Origin of the sequence: Dysgonomonas termitidis, from assembly GCF_042654545.1 — a bacterium.
Taxonomy (GTDB): Bacteria; Bacteroidota; Bacteroidia; order Bacteroidales; family Dysgonomonadaceae; genus Dysgonomonas; species Dysgonomonas termitidis.
Genome location: NZ_JBHSGN010000076.1, coordinates 101,799 through 117,970, shown reverse-complemented (window position 1 = coordinate 117,970; position 16,172 = coordinate 101,799). Strand labels below are relative to the sequence as shown.

Genomic DNA, 16,172 nt, shown 5'->3' with positions numbered 1-16,172 from the left:
ATATAGCACCTTGAACGAATACTAAAAATCAATTGAATATGAAACACTTAAACGTATTTATCGCTCTTATCATCTGTTTTGGCATACTCTCATGCACGGGCAAGAAAGAAAGCAAAGTATCCACACCGGGCAACTCCAACAACCTTCCGGATTGGGCTTTTGGAGGATTTGTCCGCCCGGACGGAGTCAATCCGCTAATCGAACCCGATCCGGCCACGAAATTCTTCTGTCCTATGCAGAAAGATTCTATCGGATGGGAAGAAAGCGATACATTCAATCCCGCAGCAGTTGTAAAAGACGGGAAGATCTATGTCTTGTACCGAGCCGAAGACAATTCTGCCACAGGCATCGGCAAGCGCACCTCCCGTATAGGCTTAGCCGAAAGTCCGGATGGCATTACAATACAACTACGCAATACCCCTGTGCTATATCCCGCTGAAGATAACAATAAGGAATATGAATGGGAAGGCGGCTGTGAAGACCCGCGTGTTGCCATGACCGAAGACGGAACATTTGTAATGATGTACACCGCATGGAACCGGCAAGTCCCACGCCTATGCGTAGCTACTTCCAAAGACCTCATTACATGGGAGAAACACGGCCCGGCTTTCGCTAAAGCATACGACGGCCGTTTCAAAGACCTGGCGAGCAAATCAGCGTCCATTGTTACCAAGGTTATGGATGGTAAACTCGTAATTACCAAAGTAAACGGGACATATCTGATGTACTGGGGCGAACACATGATCAATGCCGCTACATCGACCGACCTGATAAACTGGACTCCTCTCCTCAATGAAAAGAACGAACTGAAAGGGCTTATCTACCCACGCTATAAGTATTTCGACAGCGCCCTTACCGAATGCGGCCCTCCGGCGATAATGACCGATAAAGGCATCCTGCTCCTGTATAATGGCAAGAACAGAACCGATGACAGACGCGACGAACGCTTCAATGCGGGTACATACAGCGCCGGACAGGTCTTATTCGATCTGCAGAACCCATATAAAGTGATCGGACGGCTCGATACTCCTTTCTTCCGGCCAATGGCCGAATTTGAAAAGAGCGGCCAATATAAAGACGGTACTGTTTTTATAGAAGGACTGGCCTATCTCAATAACAAATGGTTCCTATACTATGGGTGTGCCGATTCTAAAGTTGGGGTTGCCATTTATGATCCCGGCAAACAAGTCCCCGGAGATCCCATCGAATAATGACAACGTATCATCAATGATCTATATGCCAATATCTAATTTAGAGTTGGCATATTTTTTTTCCAACCCTCATCAGAAACTTTCCAGATTAGCCATATTCCACAGATTAAGGAACGACAGTTTGGTTATATCCACCACCTTATCATAATTTATCTTATCCGCTTCATCGCTTAGTTTATGATAATCGGGATGCAGATCGGTGTTATAAAAGATCACAGGTACTCCTTTCTGCATAAACGGCATATGGTCGCTCCCTCCCGGCGAACTGTCTAAAGAAGGAAAGTCCGGAACCAGCTTTAGGCTGTATCTTTCTATATCCGACTTAATCCATTCCCCGAATACCGGTTTGCTCTCACTGTAAAAAACAGATACATGAGCTCCGTCCCCGTCTTTGTTGCGCCCTATCATATCACAATTGATATATCCTTTTATGGGAATAGGTGAAAGCAGCGGAACAGGTATATATGAAAAATGTTCTTCCACAAAATGAAAAGAGCCCAACAGCCCCATTTCTTCCCCATCCCAAAGGGCGAAAACGACAGTCCGCTCCGGTTTCTGACCCGAAGCGACGAAAGCCTTCGCTATCTGCAATACAGCCGATACGCCCGAAGCATTATCATCAGCCCCGTTATACACACTATCGTTCAGATTACCGGAGCTCAGGCCCAAATGATCGTAATGCGCTCCTATCATAACTATTTCGGCGCTGTTTTTACCCGGAATATATCCCAATACATTATTTAATCTGGTATCCTTATTAGCCGATCCTTTAAAAATATCCGGGATAAAAGGATGCATGAATTTACCTTGCCAGGGCTTTATGCCAATATCTTCCAGAATAGACGCGATATAGCTTGCAGCCTTCGCTCCGCCGCGCTGCCCTGCTTTCCGTCCTTCAAGACTGTCACTGGCGAGAACTCCTATATAAGTAAGGGCATCCTGACGGGTAATAGCCGACAAACCCTTTTCCACAGGAGTTTGAGATAAGCAACAAATAGAAAGTAAGAGTAGTGTAGAAGTAAGTATATGTTTCATGTATTCAAAAGTTTTTCAGGTTTGCCATATTCCACAGATTGAGGAAAGAGGCCTTGGTAATATCCACCAGTTTATCCCAGTTTATTTTATCGGCATGGTCGGTAGGCTGATGATAATCGGGATACCCATCGGTATGATACCATATCAAAGGGATATCGCGTTTTGCAAAAGAAGCGTTATCACTCCCTCCTATCGGCTTATCCCACGGCCTGTAGTCCGGTTTCAGATTCAGTTTGTATGTTTTTATATCATCTTTGAGCCATTCTCCGAACGCAGGGTGTGATTCGGTATAAAAATAAACGACATGTTCCGGTTTTGCCTCATCCTTATTACGGCCTATCATATCAAAGTTCAGGTATCCTTTGACAGATGATGCAAAAGGACAATCAGCCACAAAATATTCCGAACCCAGCAAACCCAGTTCTTCCCCGTCCCAGAAAGCAAATATAACCGTTCTCTCCGGCTGCTGACCTGAAACGACAAAAGCTCTTGCTATCTGCAACACGGCTGATACCCCGGAAGCATTATCATCGGCGCCGTTATATATTTTATCTCCCGCCAGACTCTCATCCACTCCCAGATGGTCGTAATGAGCGCCGACAATCACATATTCGTCTTTCCTTTTACCTTCAATATATCCCAGAACGTTTTTTAACTCCAGCTTTCGGTAGGCCCTTTCCTGCTTATATTTAGCTATAGAATCGGGATTTACGGAAAATCGCGCCCGTGTCTGGCGCTCGCGGCTATATGCCTCGAACGGCTGGAAATAAGAACCGGCATTCAGAGGCTTAACACCCATATCCTGCAACAGAGATTTGATATACTCCGCAGCAATACGGCTCCCATGCCTGCCCGCTTCCCGCCCCTGCAAAGCATCACTGGCTAGGAAACCGATATAAGCTTCGGCGCTTTCCTTGTTGATACTGCCGAGTCCTGCATCTTTTCCCGGCTGCCCGAGAACAGACAGAGATATAAAAAAAACGGTTATAAGAAATATTTTATCCATAAAGAAGATAGCATTTAATGATACATTATTTCAATCTGACTTGATTATTGCATACTTCAATGCAGCCCTAAAAGCATATTAGCTACAATAATACACAAAACAATTAAGGTCACCACCACATACATGTAGTCTTTTTCTATCAGAAAGCCAATTACGGAAAAGGCAACCCGTAATATAGGCGTCGCAATCAGCACACATACCCCCAATTGTATAATAGCCGCGCCATCGAAAGACAAAACACGGGGAATTATTGTAGACAATTCCCTCAGATAATACTCCACTCCGGGGAATGGCTGCCCGTCCGGAGTCGGTTTGTAATGTTCCATAGACACCCCGTGATTCTGGAAAAGGTAAATAATACCTCCCAAAAGCGTAATGCCACAGGCAAGGGTAACTCCATAGCGAAGCAGTTTTCCTATAAAGAGCTCCATATCCCTTTCGGCCCAAAATTCTTTTGTAAATATATTCATACCCTTTATAGTTTACCTGTTATACCATTATATATCATCGAAACAGCTAGCAAGAAAATCACGACACTGAAAAGCAGGCGTAATTTTTTCACATTCGTCTTAGGCAGTATCTTGGACCCGAAGAATGCCCCCAATAGCACCCCTACAACGATAGGCATTGCCAGTCCCGGATCTATATATCCGCGTTGCAGGTAAATAACCGCACTCGCGGCAGCTGTTACACCGACCATGAAATTACTTGTTGTGGTAGATACTTTAAAAGGTATCTTCATTGCAGTATCCATTGCCAGCACTTTCAACGCTCCCGAGCCAATACCTAACAGTCCGGACAAAACTCCCGCCAATGTCATCAGTGAATAACCACCCACTACATTATGTACATTATATTTTTCTATTCTGCCGTCTTTTGTGGGATAGGAACCGTTAAGCTTCAGTTTTTCCCCGAGCTTATCACCCGGCGCGGCATAATCGATATTCTCTTCCTTTTTGCTGATAGAGCGTACTGCCGAAAAAATCAACACACAGCCGAATATGACGGCAATATATACTTTATCGAGATACATTGCCACTATAGCGCCGATCACAGCTCCGGTGGTAGTCGCTATCTCGAGGAACATCCCTATACGTACATTCGTTATTCCTTCTTTGATATAAGCCGCCGCCGCACCCGACGACGTAGCAATCGATGTAACTAAAGCCGCGCCTATCGCATAGCGCATATCTACGCCAAACCCCAGAGTAAGCAAGGGGATTACCACAACTCCCCCACCCAATCCTGTCAGTGAGCCGATAAACCCGGCAAAGCAAGCACCGAAAAAGAGGATGATGGAGAACACTTCTAAATTTAAATCCATTTCATTTATTTTTTATGAGTGTAAAGATACTATTTCGCAAGCCAATTCAATTAACAAATTTACAAATTAGCATATTAGCAAATGATGCGAAGCGACTTTACAGTTAACAGTTAGCAGTAAACAATATTCTCTCGCAAAGATGCAAAAAGGTAACAAAGGTAACAGATATATCAGTGAACAGTGAACAGTAATGTAGCTTTCTCAACTTATGACTTACTATTTATTACTTAAAATTTACGACTTGTTAAAAAGGTAACAAAGGTAACAGTCTTTTTAGCCTTTGTGCCCTTTGTGATTCCCTTCGTGTACTTAGTGGTTAAAACTCTTCCACAAGGGGCACCCGCTCGCGCAGACGTCCCGTCTGTGTGTTGCGTAGCAAACATTTTCGCCCTGTCAACAAAACACGGACTGGAAGTCCGCGCCAGCAGGGGACTTACTACTTATTACTTAAAATTTACTACTTGTTAAAAGGTAACAAAGGTAACACTATTTTACAGTCAACAGTTAGCAGTCATCAGTCAACAACTCATAAGATGTAAAACTTTGCACCTTTGCGTCTTTGCGTGAAACAAAACAGGGAGTCAGCCGACTCGTAACTTGTAACTGCCCTAGGGTGAAGAAATAACATTCGCCGAAGCGAAGGCAAGGCAAACCCGTAACTATTTCAAAAAAGTTACAAAAGTTACACTTTTTCCGCTATTTTTTATCTGTTACTTTTTTCCCCTCTCTGTAAGTCCCCTTGGGGCAGGGGCCTATCAATACATCAAAGAGCTATCAGCTAAAAGCTATATCCTATAGATAAAATACTCCATTCCTATTCATATAAACCAGCATCTTTTTTTTATAAAAACAAAAAAGATGCATCCAATGAATACATCTTTTTTGTGAACGGAACACCTGAATTATAAAAACAGGTATAATCTATTCATATAATCATCTGTAAAAAGACTGACTTCCCAACCTGTTTTCTTACAGTTTCTTAATTATCTGAGTAACATCAACAAGGCTGAAAGCTTCCCTGAAAATCTTCAAGATCTCATTGTAGGTAGAATACTCAGCTTCTACTTCAAAACTCTGAACACCAAACGGACGGCATTCATTAATTTTGGCCTCATGGCTACTTCCAATATTGTAAATTCTTTCCATAACTTATTTTTTTAAGAGAAAATAAAACAGCAGCATAACTTATTTTGAAACATAAAAATTCATCGATACTTTATTTTATTTCACTGTATAAACAAATATAACGATAATAACATATTTTTGCAAACTTTTGTTTCATAAAAATTCATTTTTAACACCACAGTTCCAATAGCTTTCCAATAAAACAGACAAAATACTATATATCAAATAATTAAAACATGAACGAATTAACCGGCATTAAAAAAAACAACTATCCAAAGCAAAACTACATTTCAAATCAAAACTTTTATGATTTCGAAAAGAAACTTTGACAGAATTCTATCGTAACTTTATTCGAAACCTTAATTAACCCAAAGCCTTTGCTAAAATCGAAATAGGATGTTCACTACGTTTCGTCGTAGACATTTCTATCTGCCATTTGCATGTTTCGCAATCGGTAACTACATAGTCAGCATCGCTTGCTTCTATCTGCCCGAACAAAGGCGCGCCAATATCCTGTGATGTCTTATAATTTTCTTTCTTAAAGCCGTAGGTCCCGGCAATACCACAACATTGCGAATCAAGAACTTTTAATTCTATATTCGGGATCAATTTCAGTAATTCTATCGAATAGTACGACCATCCCAGTTTTTCCATATGGCAGGGCGTATGATAGGCCACCTTTATTTTTTCCTTACCGAATTTCAACTTCACATCAGTTATACTTAACAGCCGGTATATATAACGGGTCGCAAGCTCCACATTATCCCTTACATCGGATGTATCGATATCCAGCAAATGAGGATATTCGTCCCGTATGGTAAAAGTGCAGGTCGAAGAAGTTGCCACCACAGGAATATTCTTTTCCAGTACCGATTCCCTGATAGAAGCCATATTCACCTCCGCCTGTTTCTTAGCCTGACCTATAAGACCGTTGGAAATCAATGCCACTCCACAGCACTTCTCTGTCCTAAGCAGCTGAACGCCGATTCCGAGTGCATTAAATACCTTTACGAGATCTTTTCCCAGTTGCGGATTATTATAATTGGCATAGCAGCCATGAAAATAGCTGACCTGCTCCTTAAATTTCTTTTGCTTATCCGCCTGCTTTTTATACCAGCTTTCGAATGTACCAGACGAATATTTCGGAAAAGTACGGTGATGATCTATCTTCAAAGCAACATCCAGTACTGACTTCATCGGCTTTAGTCCTAAAGCCAGATTCACGATGGGTGCAAGGGGAGTAGCCAGCGTACCTACAATATCCGTATTGGCCAGAATATAATCCCTCAGTTTCGGTTTTTTCTTACTGTATTTTATCCGTGCCGACTGGATAATATCGCCAATCTTCACATTCGAAGGGCATGCCACTTCACACCTTTTGCAATTGATGCAATACTTCAATGCTTCGTCATAAAAGTTCGATTTTTTCAGACGCAGACGTTCTCCGTCAGGTCCGGCCTGCTTAGGTCCGGGATAAGCGGGATTTACAGCTGCTACCGGACAATATACCGTACAGATGGTACATTTGATGCATTGTTCGAAATTATTATCGCTCATGTTATGTTGTTGAAGATTCATGACCGTCCTCCTTCCAGGTCTCAGACCTTTTTTTACTTACTCATTATTTTATCCGCTATAAACAGGGCGCTAAGGATGGAAACCCCTGCCCCACTACCTTCTTTTATAGGATTGAATCCTTCCAGAACCGCGCCGGAAACATATAGATTCTCTATAACTTTGCCTTTACGCAAAGCATTGAATGTTTCGTTTGTCTTTACGCCAAATTCCTGATAGTTCTGTCTGTCGAACATATTTCGGTTGTACCAGTCTTCCCTGCCGGGATTATAAGACACATCCAGATCGAACACAGGTTCGTAAACCCGGGAACGCGTCGCGATCAGCCCCTGGCTGAAATAGCTCCCTGTTGCCAGGACTATATTCCCGGCATTGAAAGGGATATTACCGTGGTTGTAAGAATAAACCCTCATCACCCTGTTATCCTCCACATCAGCCCCCTTTACCGTATCGCCCAACATATATACACCTCCCAGATGAATAAAATAATCGTGCATATACTGTTGCGTGTGTATTCCTATAACAGACGGCGGCAATGTCGGGATCAGGAATACCGGCTTACCTGCAGCCTTCCTCAAGGCGGCAAGTATATTTGTATTTTCCAATCCGAAACATGCCGGAAAAATGATGGCATCACTATCCGGCGCCGCCTTGCCTGATATCCTTATCAATTCATCTTTATTGGACTCTTTATCGAGTATCCGTGCAATATTCGTCGAACGCAGTTCACTCGGATTGCGGCGGAGATAATCCAGACCGGGCAGGCTAAACAGGTGAACATCGCTCTTCGTCCCTATTTTAGCAAATTCATCCGCTATAAACCGAGGATAGAAATCAAGGAATCCGGCAATATTAAAAATCGAAACTTTCTTCCACGGCAATTCCCGTTCCGATTTACTGACAGCAAAATCAGATGCAGACAGCCAGGTAGGTTTCAATGTTCCCATAGGAGTTATCCGGTAATGGTTTTCCATAGAATCACCCCGAACAGACAAGCCGATTCCCGTGAGAAAAGCTTCTAACTCACCCGCCAACTCACAAAATTTATTTTCACCTAATTTTGCGTATGGATGACAAGGTGACATCCGGATCAAATCCTTTACGGATCTCCGGGGATTGGTCACCGCTTCGCCATCCGGCAATACATTCAACAAGTCGAACGAACCTGATGAGAAATGCAGCGCACTCTGCCCCGAAGAAACAATTGCGCACCGGTGTCCTTGCTGCAATAAACGTATTCCACATGCAAGGCCGGATAACCCTCCTCCTATAATTACAGTATCAAACTTCATCCTGTCCTTTTTGCTTTTGTGATAACTTCAATCCGCACACACTCTCATATACCCAGTTTGTATATTCACTTTCACGTAATGTATCACCCCATGCTATGGGATAAATACCTTTCCAGCGTTCATTCAGAAAGTAAGCCAGATCTTCTTTGGCAGTCTTTGTACACAATTTATCCGTATCGCTCATAATACCGGCGGCACGGCAGGCACACAGTTCCCCCTGACATGTCCCCATCCCCACACGTGTACGGCGGCGAAGGTCAACCAGGTTGGTCACATTCAGTTCTTCCAACGCGTACTTCACCTCCCCGACTGATACTTCTTCACACTCACAGACCAGACTATTATCATCTTCCGTATTACCCGACAAATTACCCGCCATATCACCATGACGGTAAATAGCGGATTTACGCTGTGCCGTGGGAAGTGATATTATTTTTTTACTTATATCTTCCATTTTCTCCCGTGAACCGGGCAGATTCTCTTCGGCAGTAGTACATTTATTCGTTACATTCAATTTTTGGCACACCAAATCCGTAGCCCATTCTGCCATCAGGCGATAAGTCATTAATTTACCTCCTGTAATAGTGATATATCCTTCCAAACCGTCACGTTTAGCATGATCAAGCAAGACAATACCCCGGCTTACACTGCGTCCTGTAGGATCATTATCTGAAGCAACCAAAGGCCGTACTCCTGCATAAGCCCGTAGTATCCGTGTACGGTTGAGTATCGGGGCTAACTTTTCCCCTTCGCGTATAAGCGTATCTACTTCCTCCGGAGTTACCACCATATTATCTATCTGGTCGTACGGAATATTGCTCGATGTAGTACCTATCAGCGATATTGTATCTCCGGGGACGAGTATATCGGCATCAGCAGGCTTGCGGCACCTGTTCAGCACCATATTGTTTATCCGGTGTCCAAAAATCAATAAAGCCCCTTTGGCCGGAAGCATATTTACTTTTATATCTGCAAACTCAGATATATGTTGCCCCCAAATACCGCCTGCATTTACTACGACAGAAGCATATAGTTCTTTTGTTTCTTTCGTTTTATGATTAAAAGTCTTTACCCCCACAATCCTGTCCTGCTCACGGATCAACCCTACAACTTCGTGATATGTATAAACCACAGCCCCGTAATTCTTCGCATCTATCATATTAGAAGCTGTTAGACGAAAGGGATCGACAGATCCGTCAGGAACTTTTACAGCTCCTATAATATCCTTATTAGCAGATGGCTCCATCAAAAGCGCCTCCTCCGGATCTATTATTTGCGCGTTGATGCCCGCCATAGTACATGCCTCGACAAACTTAGACTGGTAGGCAATATCATCTTCAGGAAGAGTAAGGAAGAGCCCGTTTGTCTCCTCTATACAATGGCTTGCTATCCTTTTCAGTACCATATTCTCTTTGATGCATTCCTCGGCCGACTCCAAATCTGTGACGGCGTAACGCGCGCCACTGTGAAGCAACCCATGATTGCGTCCGGTGGCTCCTGTCGCTATATCAAATCTTTCCAGCAACAGCACATGTAAACCCCGGCGGGAACAATCGCGGGCAACCCCGGCTCCGGTAGCGCCTCCTCCGATGACAATAACATCGAACAAATTTGCCGAATTAGGATGATTAACACTCATGGATTAGTTTTTTTAATTTCACTATACAAAAAAAAGAAAATTTCGGAATATTTGAAAATGTTTTCGAAACTATTTGAAATATTTCGAAACTTATTTTCATAAGGGAAACATAGACGATCGCCTGTCCGCTAAACTTTATTGGTAATTATTTGTTTTATTTATTGACTTATAAATACAAAAGGTATGAAACAACTGACACTTGCTTTATTTTTTAGCTTAATAATGATATCCATGGTTCAGGAAGACAAAACAGTGTATGATTTCAAAGTGACGGATATCGATGGAAAAGAATTCGACTTTTCATCATTGAAAGGGAAAAAGATTCTGGTTGTAAATGTAGCTTCCAAATGCGGTTTAACTCCTCAATATACAAAGCTACAGGAATTATATGAAAAATATAAAGATAAGGATTTCGTCATCGTCGGTTTTCCGGCCAACAACTTCAATGGACAGGAACCGGGTACAAATGAAGAAATAAAAACATTCTGCACACTAAATTACAATGTATCTTTTCCAATGATGAGCAAAATAGATGTAGTAGGAAAAAGCAAAGCTCCAATCTACAAATGGCTTACAGAAAAGGCGGAAAATGGTAAACTGGACGCAGAAGTACAATGGAATTTTCAAAAGTTTATGATTGACGAAAACGGACATCTGGTAGGTTTTGTTCCTCCTCGCGAAGATCCGTTCTGTGATAAGATCGTGAATTGGATCGAACAGAAATAATTAGTATTAATATTTTATTGGCGAGGGGCTCGTCGCCGAGGAACAGAGTGTCAGCTTTTACTTTTGGGCAACAAAAGGAAGCAAAAGTCCGGGAGACCGTGGCAGGAATGAGCTAAGGTTTCCGGCATAAATGAGGACAATTATTACGTATAAAAACAGAGGGGTATCCGCTCATACGGATACCCCTCTGTTATATTTATATATCTATATAAATTATATTTCTAAAGGTTATTTCGTCGTCTGGAAGTAGTCGCGCCCTTATATACCATATACAAAATCAATATAGACAGAATAATAGGTAAAGAGATATCTCCGACAGGCGCACCGACATTGCCCGTATTAGACCATTCTCCTTCACCCGGCATATATGGATCTTCCCATTTATCCATGACACTCCTAAAACCGCGGGAAGGCGCAGCCAAAGCCGAGGTTTGAACATCACTGGCTATGGACCTCTTCTCTACCTTCAAATATTCGGTTGAAGGCAGATCTTTTGTTATAACCGGAGTTTCAAACGCCTCCTCAGCATGGATGGATATTGAGGGGAGCGCTAAACAAAAGAATAACGTCAAAAATATTAATATTCGTAGTTTTGTTTTCATCTATCTTTATTTTACGTACGTCTGTGTAATAACTAGCTTATGCTCTTGTATTTAGTTTTGTAAATTTACAAATTTCACAGTATGATTTCTTTTACCTACAATTTTCACAATATATGTACCAATGCTCAAAGGCTTCACATAAGTCCATGGCTGCAATACCTCGGCTATTTTTGTCCGTCCCATCAGCCGCCCCTGCATATCATAAATGATGACATCACTGTTCACATCATTCTCCTTTAAGCCGGAGATATATAATGTGGATGAACTATAATAACAGGATATCGCTGTTTCGTCAGGTCCTACCACTGTTCCTTCAGTATCATAGAAGCGAAGGATAAAACGATTGTCATTAATCCCGCTCTTTGTATTTGACGCGGTTTCCGAAACAAAAGTATATTCAGTATCGGGTGTTACCTTTATAGTCTTATTATTAAGATATCTATCAATCAACCATACTCCCGGTACAGACTCGAGTTGATTCAATCCGTAGAATTTCAAGGTCATCTCCTGAGTTGAAGCCGGAGGCATAAAATACAGGGCTAATTCCTTGGTCTGTGTAGGAACAGCATTTCCCAGCAGGTTTTCCTGATCACTCGATTTAGTATAAACAATCGCTTTGCTTTGCTCGAACAAGGTCTTGGTCGGCTTACCGTTTACTTCATCTATATATGTTTCAAATGCCACGGATAGACCTTTCCTTGTATCGTATGAATCTTCTTTATACTGAGGTTTAGCATTATCATTAAATATAACAGTAGTTCTGTCGGCTGTCCCGTCATTAGCAGCAGCCTCCACGATAAACCAGTCTTTCATCAGAGAGTTGTTGCCGCTGACGGCGGATGCCTTGGTAGCCTCCGCGCTTTTCGCAAAACGGGTTACTCCAAAAGCCTGCAACTCCGGACCAAGCTTTATTGTTACAGGTTCACCTGCCTGTAAGCAAAACATCTGCATAGGCGAAATCACATGAGATAATGGATCAATAGAAGGAAGCGATGCGTTTCCAGTCCTATCGGGCTGAACACCATACACAGCCGATGCTCCGTCATGACTCACAAAGTCGTAAGTTGTACGGTAATTGTATATATTTTTAGTTGGATCATATTTGACTAAGGCCTGATTTATCATCCAATATTTAGGTCTCACATTTACCCCGGACTGAGATGGATCTAATCCTATCTTCACCGGCTTTGAGGCATCAGCAGAAAATATAGTAGACACAAATCCCGTAGTCACAATGTCTCCACTGGCAGCTTCAGGTGTTTGAGTTACACCATCGGCTTCATAACCTAATAACGGATTCAAACTTATCGGAGCCATAAACGGATTACCTAAGAAATTCAATCCCGGTTCCAAATCCACTGTTATTTGATTACTACCGGTAAAGATATCAGTATTGAACTTCTCATTCTCCATCAGTTCGTATCTGGATCTGTCTTTACCATTTTCTATCCATTTAGGATCATTCAAACCATTCACTGGTAATGCCGGATTTGCATAAGCATTACCCGAACTGAATTCAGTTACATCATACAAGAAACGACTGAAGCCTTCCATTGCTTCATCAGGCGCAGCCAAATCATAGAAGATCTTCCGGTTAAAAGTATATCCGCCTCTTGCACGTTTGGTATCCTTTATACCCTTAGTCGGAGAGTTAAAGAAGTTCCACCTGTCATTAATATTATCCGGTCCGGTTGTATGGTCCGCATGTGAAACTTCCATACTGATGAAATACCCGCGCCCGGATTTCATTCTAAAGAAAGGATCGACTATCGGCCCTTCATACGAAGTAATACTGCTTCCGTTTGGCTTAGTCAATGTATGATAGAACATGTAATCGGCACCCAGCTCCTTGAATGGAGGTGAAAATCCCGTCAGTTTATTCCAACCTTCTGCAGTCCTAAGTGAACCGCCGAAAGTAGCAGGATCTGTAATCTTTTCACTGCTAAAGTGTCCATCGTCCGTGCTTGCACTGCCATCTGATATAAAGTTATACAACTTCAAATTCACCTGACTATAGGTTGCTAAAGCCACAGGATTTGAGGTCATCGTTGGATATACATTTTTAATTCTGGCAAAACCGGTATTTATTATTTGCGGGTCAGTAACCCCGTCGGCATCCACTGCCAAACGATTATCACCGTTTGCGCGGATATAATTAACATATATCGCGGCCGATACATTAACCAACAGGTTATTATTCGTTTTATTCTCTATACTGATTGTAGGAAATTCTATCCATTTACTCTTTTTCTGCAAATAGGTATCCCATGTATAAGAATTCCATTCACCCGTACCGGTCCCTTGTACCTCTTTATCTCCAGTCCCATATATATGTTGCTGCGTAGTACCTATAAAAGCAATAACGCCGTCCTTTTCATCGCTATCTGTTTTGTCAACGAAAAGCTGCGGAGCATCTTCTGCTACCGGAGTTGCCAGGGTACCAGGATCTTTTGCATTAATAAAATTTCCGATTATTTCCGTACGCCCTTTTTGTACAATCGCTGAGCCTGTAGCAAATTTAGCGGACCCGCTAATATATAATGTAGTAGACGGACTTTCACCTTTATCCGTAGCAATTACGGCATCAGGATATTTGACATACGTTTTACCTTTGGAATAAAATATCACCTTATTAGGATCAGATGACTGCCCTTTAACGAACAAAGGCAGAAAAAATAATACGACTAATATTAATCGAAGTTTCATTATTGTAGTTTTATTAAAGTCAGTCAAAATCAAAACATTATCCTAAAAAAACCATAGGGGGAAGACCGTTTATAAAGTTTTATGTACCTTCAAATTTCTCACAAAGATAATGCTTTTTTCTTAAATATGAAGATTTTAAGTTTTTTTTATAGTTAAAAGCGCCCGGGCTTCACCACATATTTAGAATATCCTTTCACCAGCCAACGATAAAGGGCGCAGCAAAAATATATTGTCATTACAGAATGTCTATTTTCCGGTAACACATTGCTAACACAATTATTACTCCGGCATATCGCCTATTTATCTTAAACCCCATGACAATACCACGGATCAAAGGAAACGGCAACCATAAAGCACTCTGTCAGAGCAGCATAAAAAAACATCGCGACCTACTGCCAACCGGCGTAACAATCACAAATGACGGCCCCTCAGAAGATCGTTTACTGTTTTAACAGGGTTAAAAGTTTCAATCGGAACTTCTACAAATATTGTATTCCAATCCGACATTGCCCCGTTCCATAATCCGGGCAATTCCAAAGCCTTTAATTCCTTACCATTTTTCGATTTGACAGATATAAATCCGGTATTATAATCCACATAATCTTTCAGATTGAAATGATACCCCCTGTAGTCTTTTACGCTACATACTATATCTACAGGATTGAAATGTGTTCCACTCTTGAACATCTCTTTCTTTTTCTCGTCCGACATGTCGATCTGCGAACTTTCAAGTATCTGGGGAGAAACCGTTTTATCCGTATTCACCGCCAAAAACGGGCCTCCGCCGGGTTCACCGACATTCCTCACCATACCGCAAACACGGCATGGCCTGTCCAGTTTACGCTTTAGATAAAGTACCAGTTCCGCATCTTCCAGAAATTTCGTATCCGGATTCTTTATATTCAGTACATCCTGTATAAAATGCAGAATTTTCAATAATTCATCATGCGTATATTTTCCACAGTCTATAAGCTTCAAATACTCAAAAACTTTTTGCTGAGTCTCTACCAGCACGCCAGCCAGTATCTTTTTATATTTAGTTTCAACTTCTTTATATTTATCCGGAACCGTATTATCTATATTCTTCACGAAGATAATATCCGCATCCAAATCATTCAGATTCTCGATCAACGCGCCATGCCCCCCGGGCCTGAACACGATCTTATCATTATCTCTGAACGGTTTATCATCCGCGTCTACAGCAACAGTATCTGTGCTCGGTTTCTGCTCGCTAAAACTTATATTGTAAGTTACAGATAATTCCTTCTCAACTTTCCCTTTCTCTGCACCTATTAGTTTCTCAAACAAATTCCGGTGTTCCGGAGAAACTGTAAAATGAAGATTTATCTCTCCCTTATTATTCCGGGCATACAAATAACCTTCCTGCAGATGCTCTTCGACCGGAGTCCGTGAAAAACCATTATAACGATGAAATTTCAGTAAGCCTTTCGGTAAATTTCCGTAATTCAAGCCTTCCGGCTTCATCAGATTCTTTACAACCGATTTATAATCGCCACTTGCCAGCAATGTTTTAATATCTTTCCCTTCGTTTTTAAGGCAAACTGCATCTAGTTCTTCGTAGAACGCAAATTTCTCAAGTCCCTCAAAAAAAGCTTTTTCGAATGCGGACGCGGGTGCGTTGTATGGCGCATCCAAAAACTCAAACAGATCTTTAAACATCCTGCTCGCAGCACCGGAAGCGGGGACAAACTTCATCACTTTACGGCCCGAAGACGCGTATGTATTCCATGCATCTAAATACTTATGCTCTTCACCCGCGGCAATTACCATTATCCCTTTTTCTACCGAGGCAGGGGCTGATATTTCCAGAAATGGAAATCCCTTTTTGAAACTGTCAATTTGTTTTTGAAATTCTTCCGGGGAAATTCCTTTTTCCTCAAGATAAAGTTTATCCGATTCTGTCATCATAG

Annotated in this window: 13 protein-coding genes; 2 read left to right on the top strand and 11 right to left on the bottom strand. The window is 41.9% G+C overall.

Annotation, left to right across the window (positions count from 1 at the left end):
• The first annotated feature begins 38 nt into the window (after window positions 1-38).
• The gene (locus ACFO6W_RS12540) at window positions 39-1,211 is read left to right on the top strand and encodes a glycoside hydrolase family 130 protein (RefSeq protein ID WP_379996909.1); all 1,173 of its coding nucleotides are present in this window, start codon (window positions 39-41) and stop codon (window positions 1,209-1,211) included.
• 72 nt (window positions 1,212-1,283) lie between these two features.
• On the opposite strand, the gene ACFO6W_RS12535 is transcribed toward ACFO6W_RS12540, so the two are convergent.
• The 8 genes from ACFO6W_RS12535 to glpA all read right to left on the bottom strand — a co-directional run bounded on the left by ACFO6W_RS12535 (window position 1,284) and on the right by glpA (window position 10,207).
• The gene (locus ACFO6W_RS12535) at window positions 1,284-2,246 is read right to left on the bottom strand and encodes a M28 family metallopeptidase (protein ID WP_379996907.1); all 963 of its coding nucleotides are present in this window, start codon (window positions 2,244-2,246) and stop codon (window positions 1,284-1,286) included.
• Between the two features lie 4 nt (window positions 2,247-2,250).
• Complete coding sequence (locus ACFO6W_RS12530; protein ID WP_379996905.1) at window positions 2,251-3,252, bottom strand: M28 family metallopeptidase; 1,002 nt, start codon at window positions 3,250-3,252, stop codon at window positions 2,251-2,253.
• A gap of 56 nt (window positions 3,253-3,308) precedes the next feature.
• Window positions 3,309-3,722 carry a DUF1634 domain-containing protein gene (locus tag ACFO6W_RS12525; protein WP_379996903.1) on the bottom strand — a complete coding sequence of 138 codons (414 nt, stop codon included), beginning with the start codon at window positions 3,720-3,722 and terminating at the stop codon, window positions 3,309-3,311.
• A gap of 5 nt (window positions 3,723-3,727) precedes the next feature.
• A complete protein-coding gene (locus ACFO6W_RS12520) occupies window positions 3,728-4,576 on the bottom strand; it encodes a sulfite exporter TauE/SafE family protein (RefSeq protein ID WP_379996901.1) in 849 nt (282 codons plus the stop codon).
• Window positions 4,577-5,545: 969 nt separating this feature from the next.
• Window positions 5,546-5,722: a hypothetical protein gene (locus ACFO6W_RS12515; RefSeq protein ID WP_379996899.1), complete on the bottom strand. Its 177-nt coding sequence runs from the start codon at window positions 5,720-5,722 to the stop codon at window positions 5,546-5,548.
• A gap of 342 nt (window positions 5,723-6,064) precedes the next feature.
• The gene (gene glpC, locus ACFO6W_RS12510) at window positions 6,065-7,279 is read right to left on the bottom strand and encodes an anaerobic glycerol-3-phosphate dehydrogenase subunit GlpC (protein WP_379996897.1); all 1,215 of its coding nucleotides are present in this window, start codon (window positions 7,277-7,279) and stop codon (window positions 6,065-6,067) included.
• A 32-nt stretch (window positions 7,280-7,311) separates the two neighbouring features.
• Window positions 7,312-8,568, bottom strand: a complete 1,257-nt coding sequence (gene glpB, locus ACFO6W_RS12505) for a glycerol-3-phosphate dehydrogenase subunit GlpB (protein ID WP_379996895.1) — start codon at window positions 8,566-8,568, stop codon at window positions 7,312-7,314.
• Window positions 8,558-10,207 (bottom strand): anaerobic glycerol-3-phosphate dehydrogenase subunit A, encoded by a 1,650-nt coding sequence (gene glpA, locus ACFO6W_RS12500; protein WP_379996893.1) that lies wholly within the window; start codon window positions 10,205-10,207, stop codon window positions 8,558-8,560. Before glpA ends, glpB begins: the two co-directional genes overlap by 11 nt.
• Before the next feature lie 183 nt (window positions 10,208-10,390).
• Between glpA and ACFO6W_RS12495 the strand changes: the two genes are divergently transcribed.
• Window positions 10,391-10,933: a glutathione peroxidase gene (locus ACFO6W_RS12495; protein WP_379996891.1), complete on the top strand. Its 543-nt coding sequence runs from the start codon at window positions 10,391-10,393 to the stop codon at window positions 10,931-10,933.
• A 221-nt stretch (window positions 10,934-11,154) separates the two neighbouring features.
• Here the strand turns inward: ACFO6W_RS12495 and ACFO6W_RS12490 are convergent, their stop codons facing one another.
• From ACFO6W_RS12490 to ACFO6W_RS12480, 3 genes are all read right to left on the bottom strand, one after another.
• Entirely contained in the window at window positions 11,155-11,535 is a 381-nt protein-coding gene (locus tag ACFO6W_RS12490) for a hypothetical protein (protein ID WP_379996889.1), read from the bottom strand.
• Between the two features lie 51 nt (window positions 11,536-11,586).
• On the bottom strand, window positions 11,587-14,241 hold the full coding sequence (locus ACFO6W_RS12485) for a T9SS type A sorting domain-containing protein (protein ID WP_379996887.1): 2,655 nt from the start codon (window positions 14,239-14,241) through the stop codon (window positions 11,587-11,589).
• Between the two features lie 411 nt (window positions 14,242-14,652).
• A complete protein-coding gene (locus tag ACFO6W_RS12480) occupies window positions 14,653-16,170 on the bottom strand; it encodes a DUF4301 family protein (protein ID WP_379996885.1) in 1,518 nt (505 codons plus the stop codon).
• Window positions 16,171-16,172: the final 2 nt, after the last annotated feature.

Coding starts and splice junctions, on each gene's coding strand:
- ACFO6W_RS12540 (WP_379996909.1), top strand. CDS start 39: ATGAAACACTTAAACGTATTTATCGCTCTTATCATCTGTTTTGGCATA.
- ACFO6W_RS12535 (WP_379996907.1), bottom strand. CDS start 2,246: ATGAAACATATACTTACTTCTACACTACTCTTACTTTCTATTTGTTGC.
- ACFO6W_RS12530 (WP_379996905.1), bottom strand. CDS start 3,252: ATGGATAAAATATTTCTTATAACCGTTTTTTTTATATCTCTGTCTGTT.
- ACFO6W_RS12525 (WP_379996903.1), bottom strand. CDS start 3,722: ATGAATATATTTACAAAAGAATTTTGGGCCGAAAGGGATATGGAGCTC.
- ACFO6W_RS12520 (WP_379996901.1), bottom strand. CDS start 4,576: ATGGATTTAAATTTAGAAGTGTTCTCCATCATCCTCTTTTTCGGTGCT.
- ACFO6W_RS12515 (WP_379996899.1), bottom strand. CDS start 5,722: ATGGAAAGAATTTACAATATTGGAAGTAGCCATGAGGCCAAAATTAAT.
- glpC (WP_379996897.1), bottom strand. CDS start 7,279: ATGAATCTTCAACAACATAACATGAGCGATAATAATTTCGAACAATGC.
- glpB (WP_379996895.1), bottom strand. CDS start 8,568: ATGAAGTTTGATACTGTAATTATAGGAGGAGGGTTATCCGGCCTTGCA.
- glpA (WP_379996893.1), bottom strand. CDS start 10,207: ATGAGTGTTAATCATCCTAATTCGGCAAATTTGTTCGATGTTATTGTC.
- ACFO6W_RS12495 (WP_379996891.1), top strand. CDS start 10,391: ATGAAACAACTGACACTTGCTTTATTTTTTAGCTTAATAATGATATCC.
- ACFO6W_RS12490 (WP_379996889.1), bottom strand. CDS start 11,535: ATGAAAACAAAACTACGAATATTAATATTTTTGACGTTATTCTTTTGT.
- ACFO6W_RS12485 (WP_379996887.1), bottom strand. CDS start 14,241: ATGAAACTTCGATTAATATTAGTCGTATTATTTTTTCTGCCTTTGTTC.
- ACFO6W_RS12480 (WP_379996885.1), bottom strand. CDS start 16,170: ATGATGACAGAATCGGATAAACTTTATCTTGAGGAAAAAGGAATTTCC.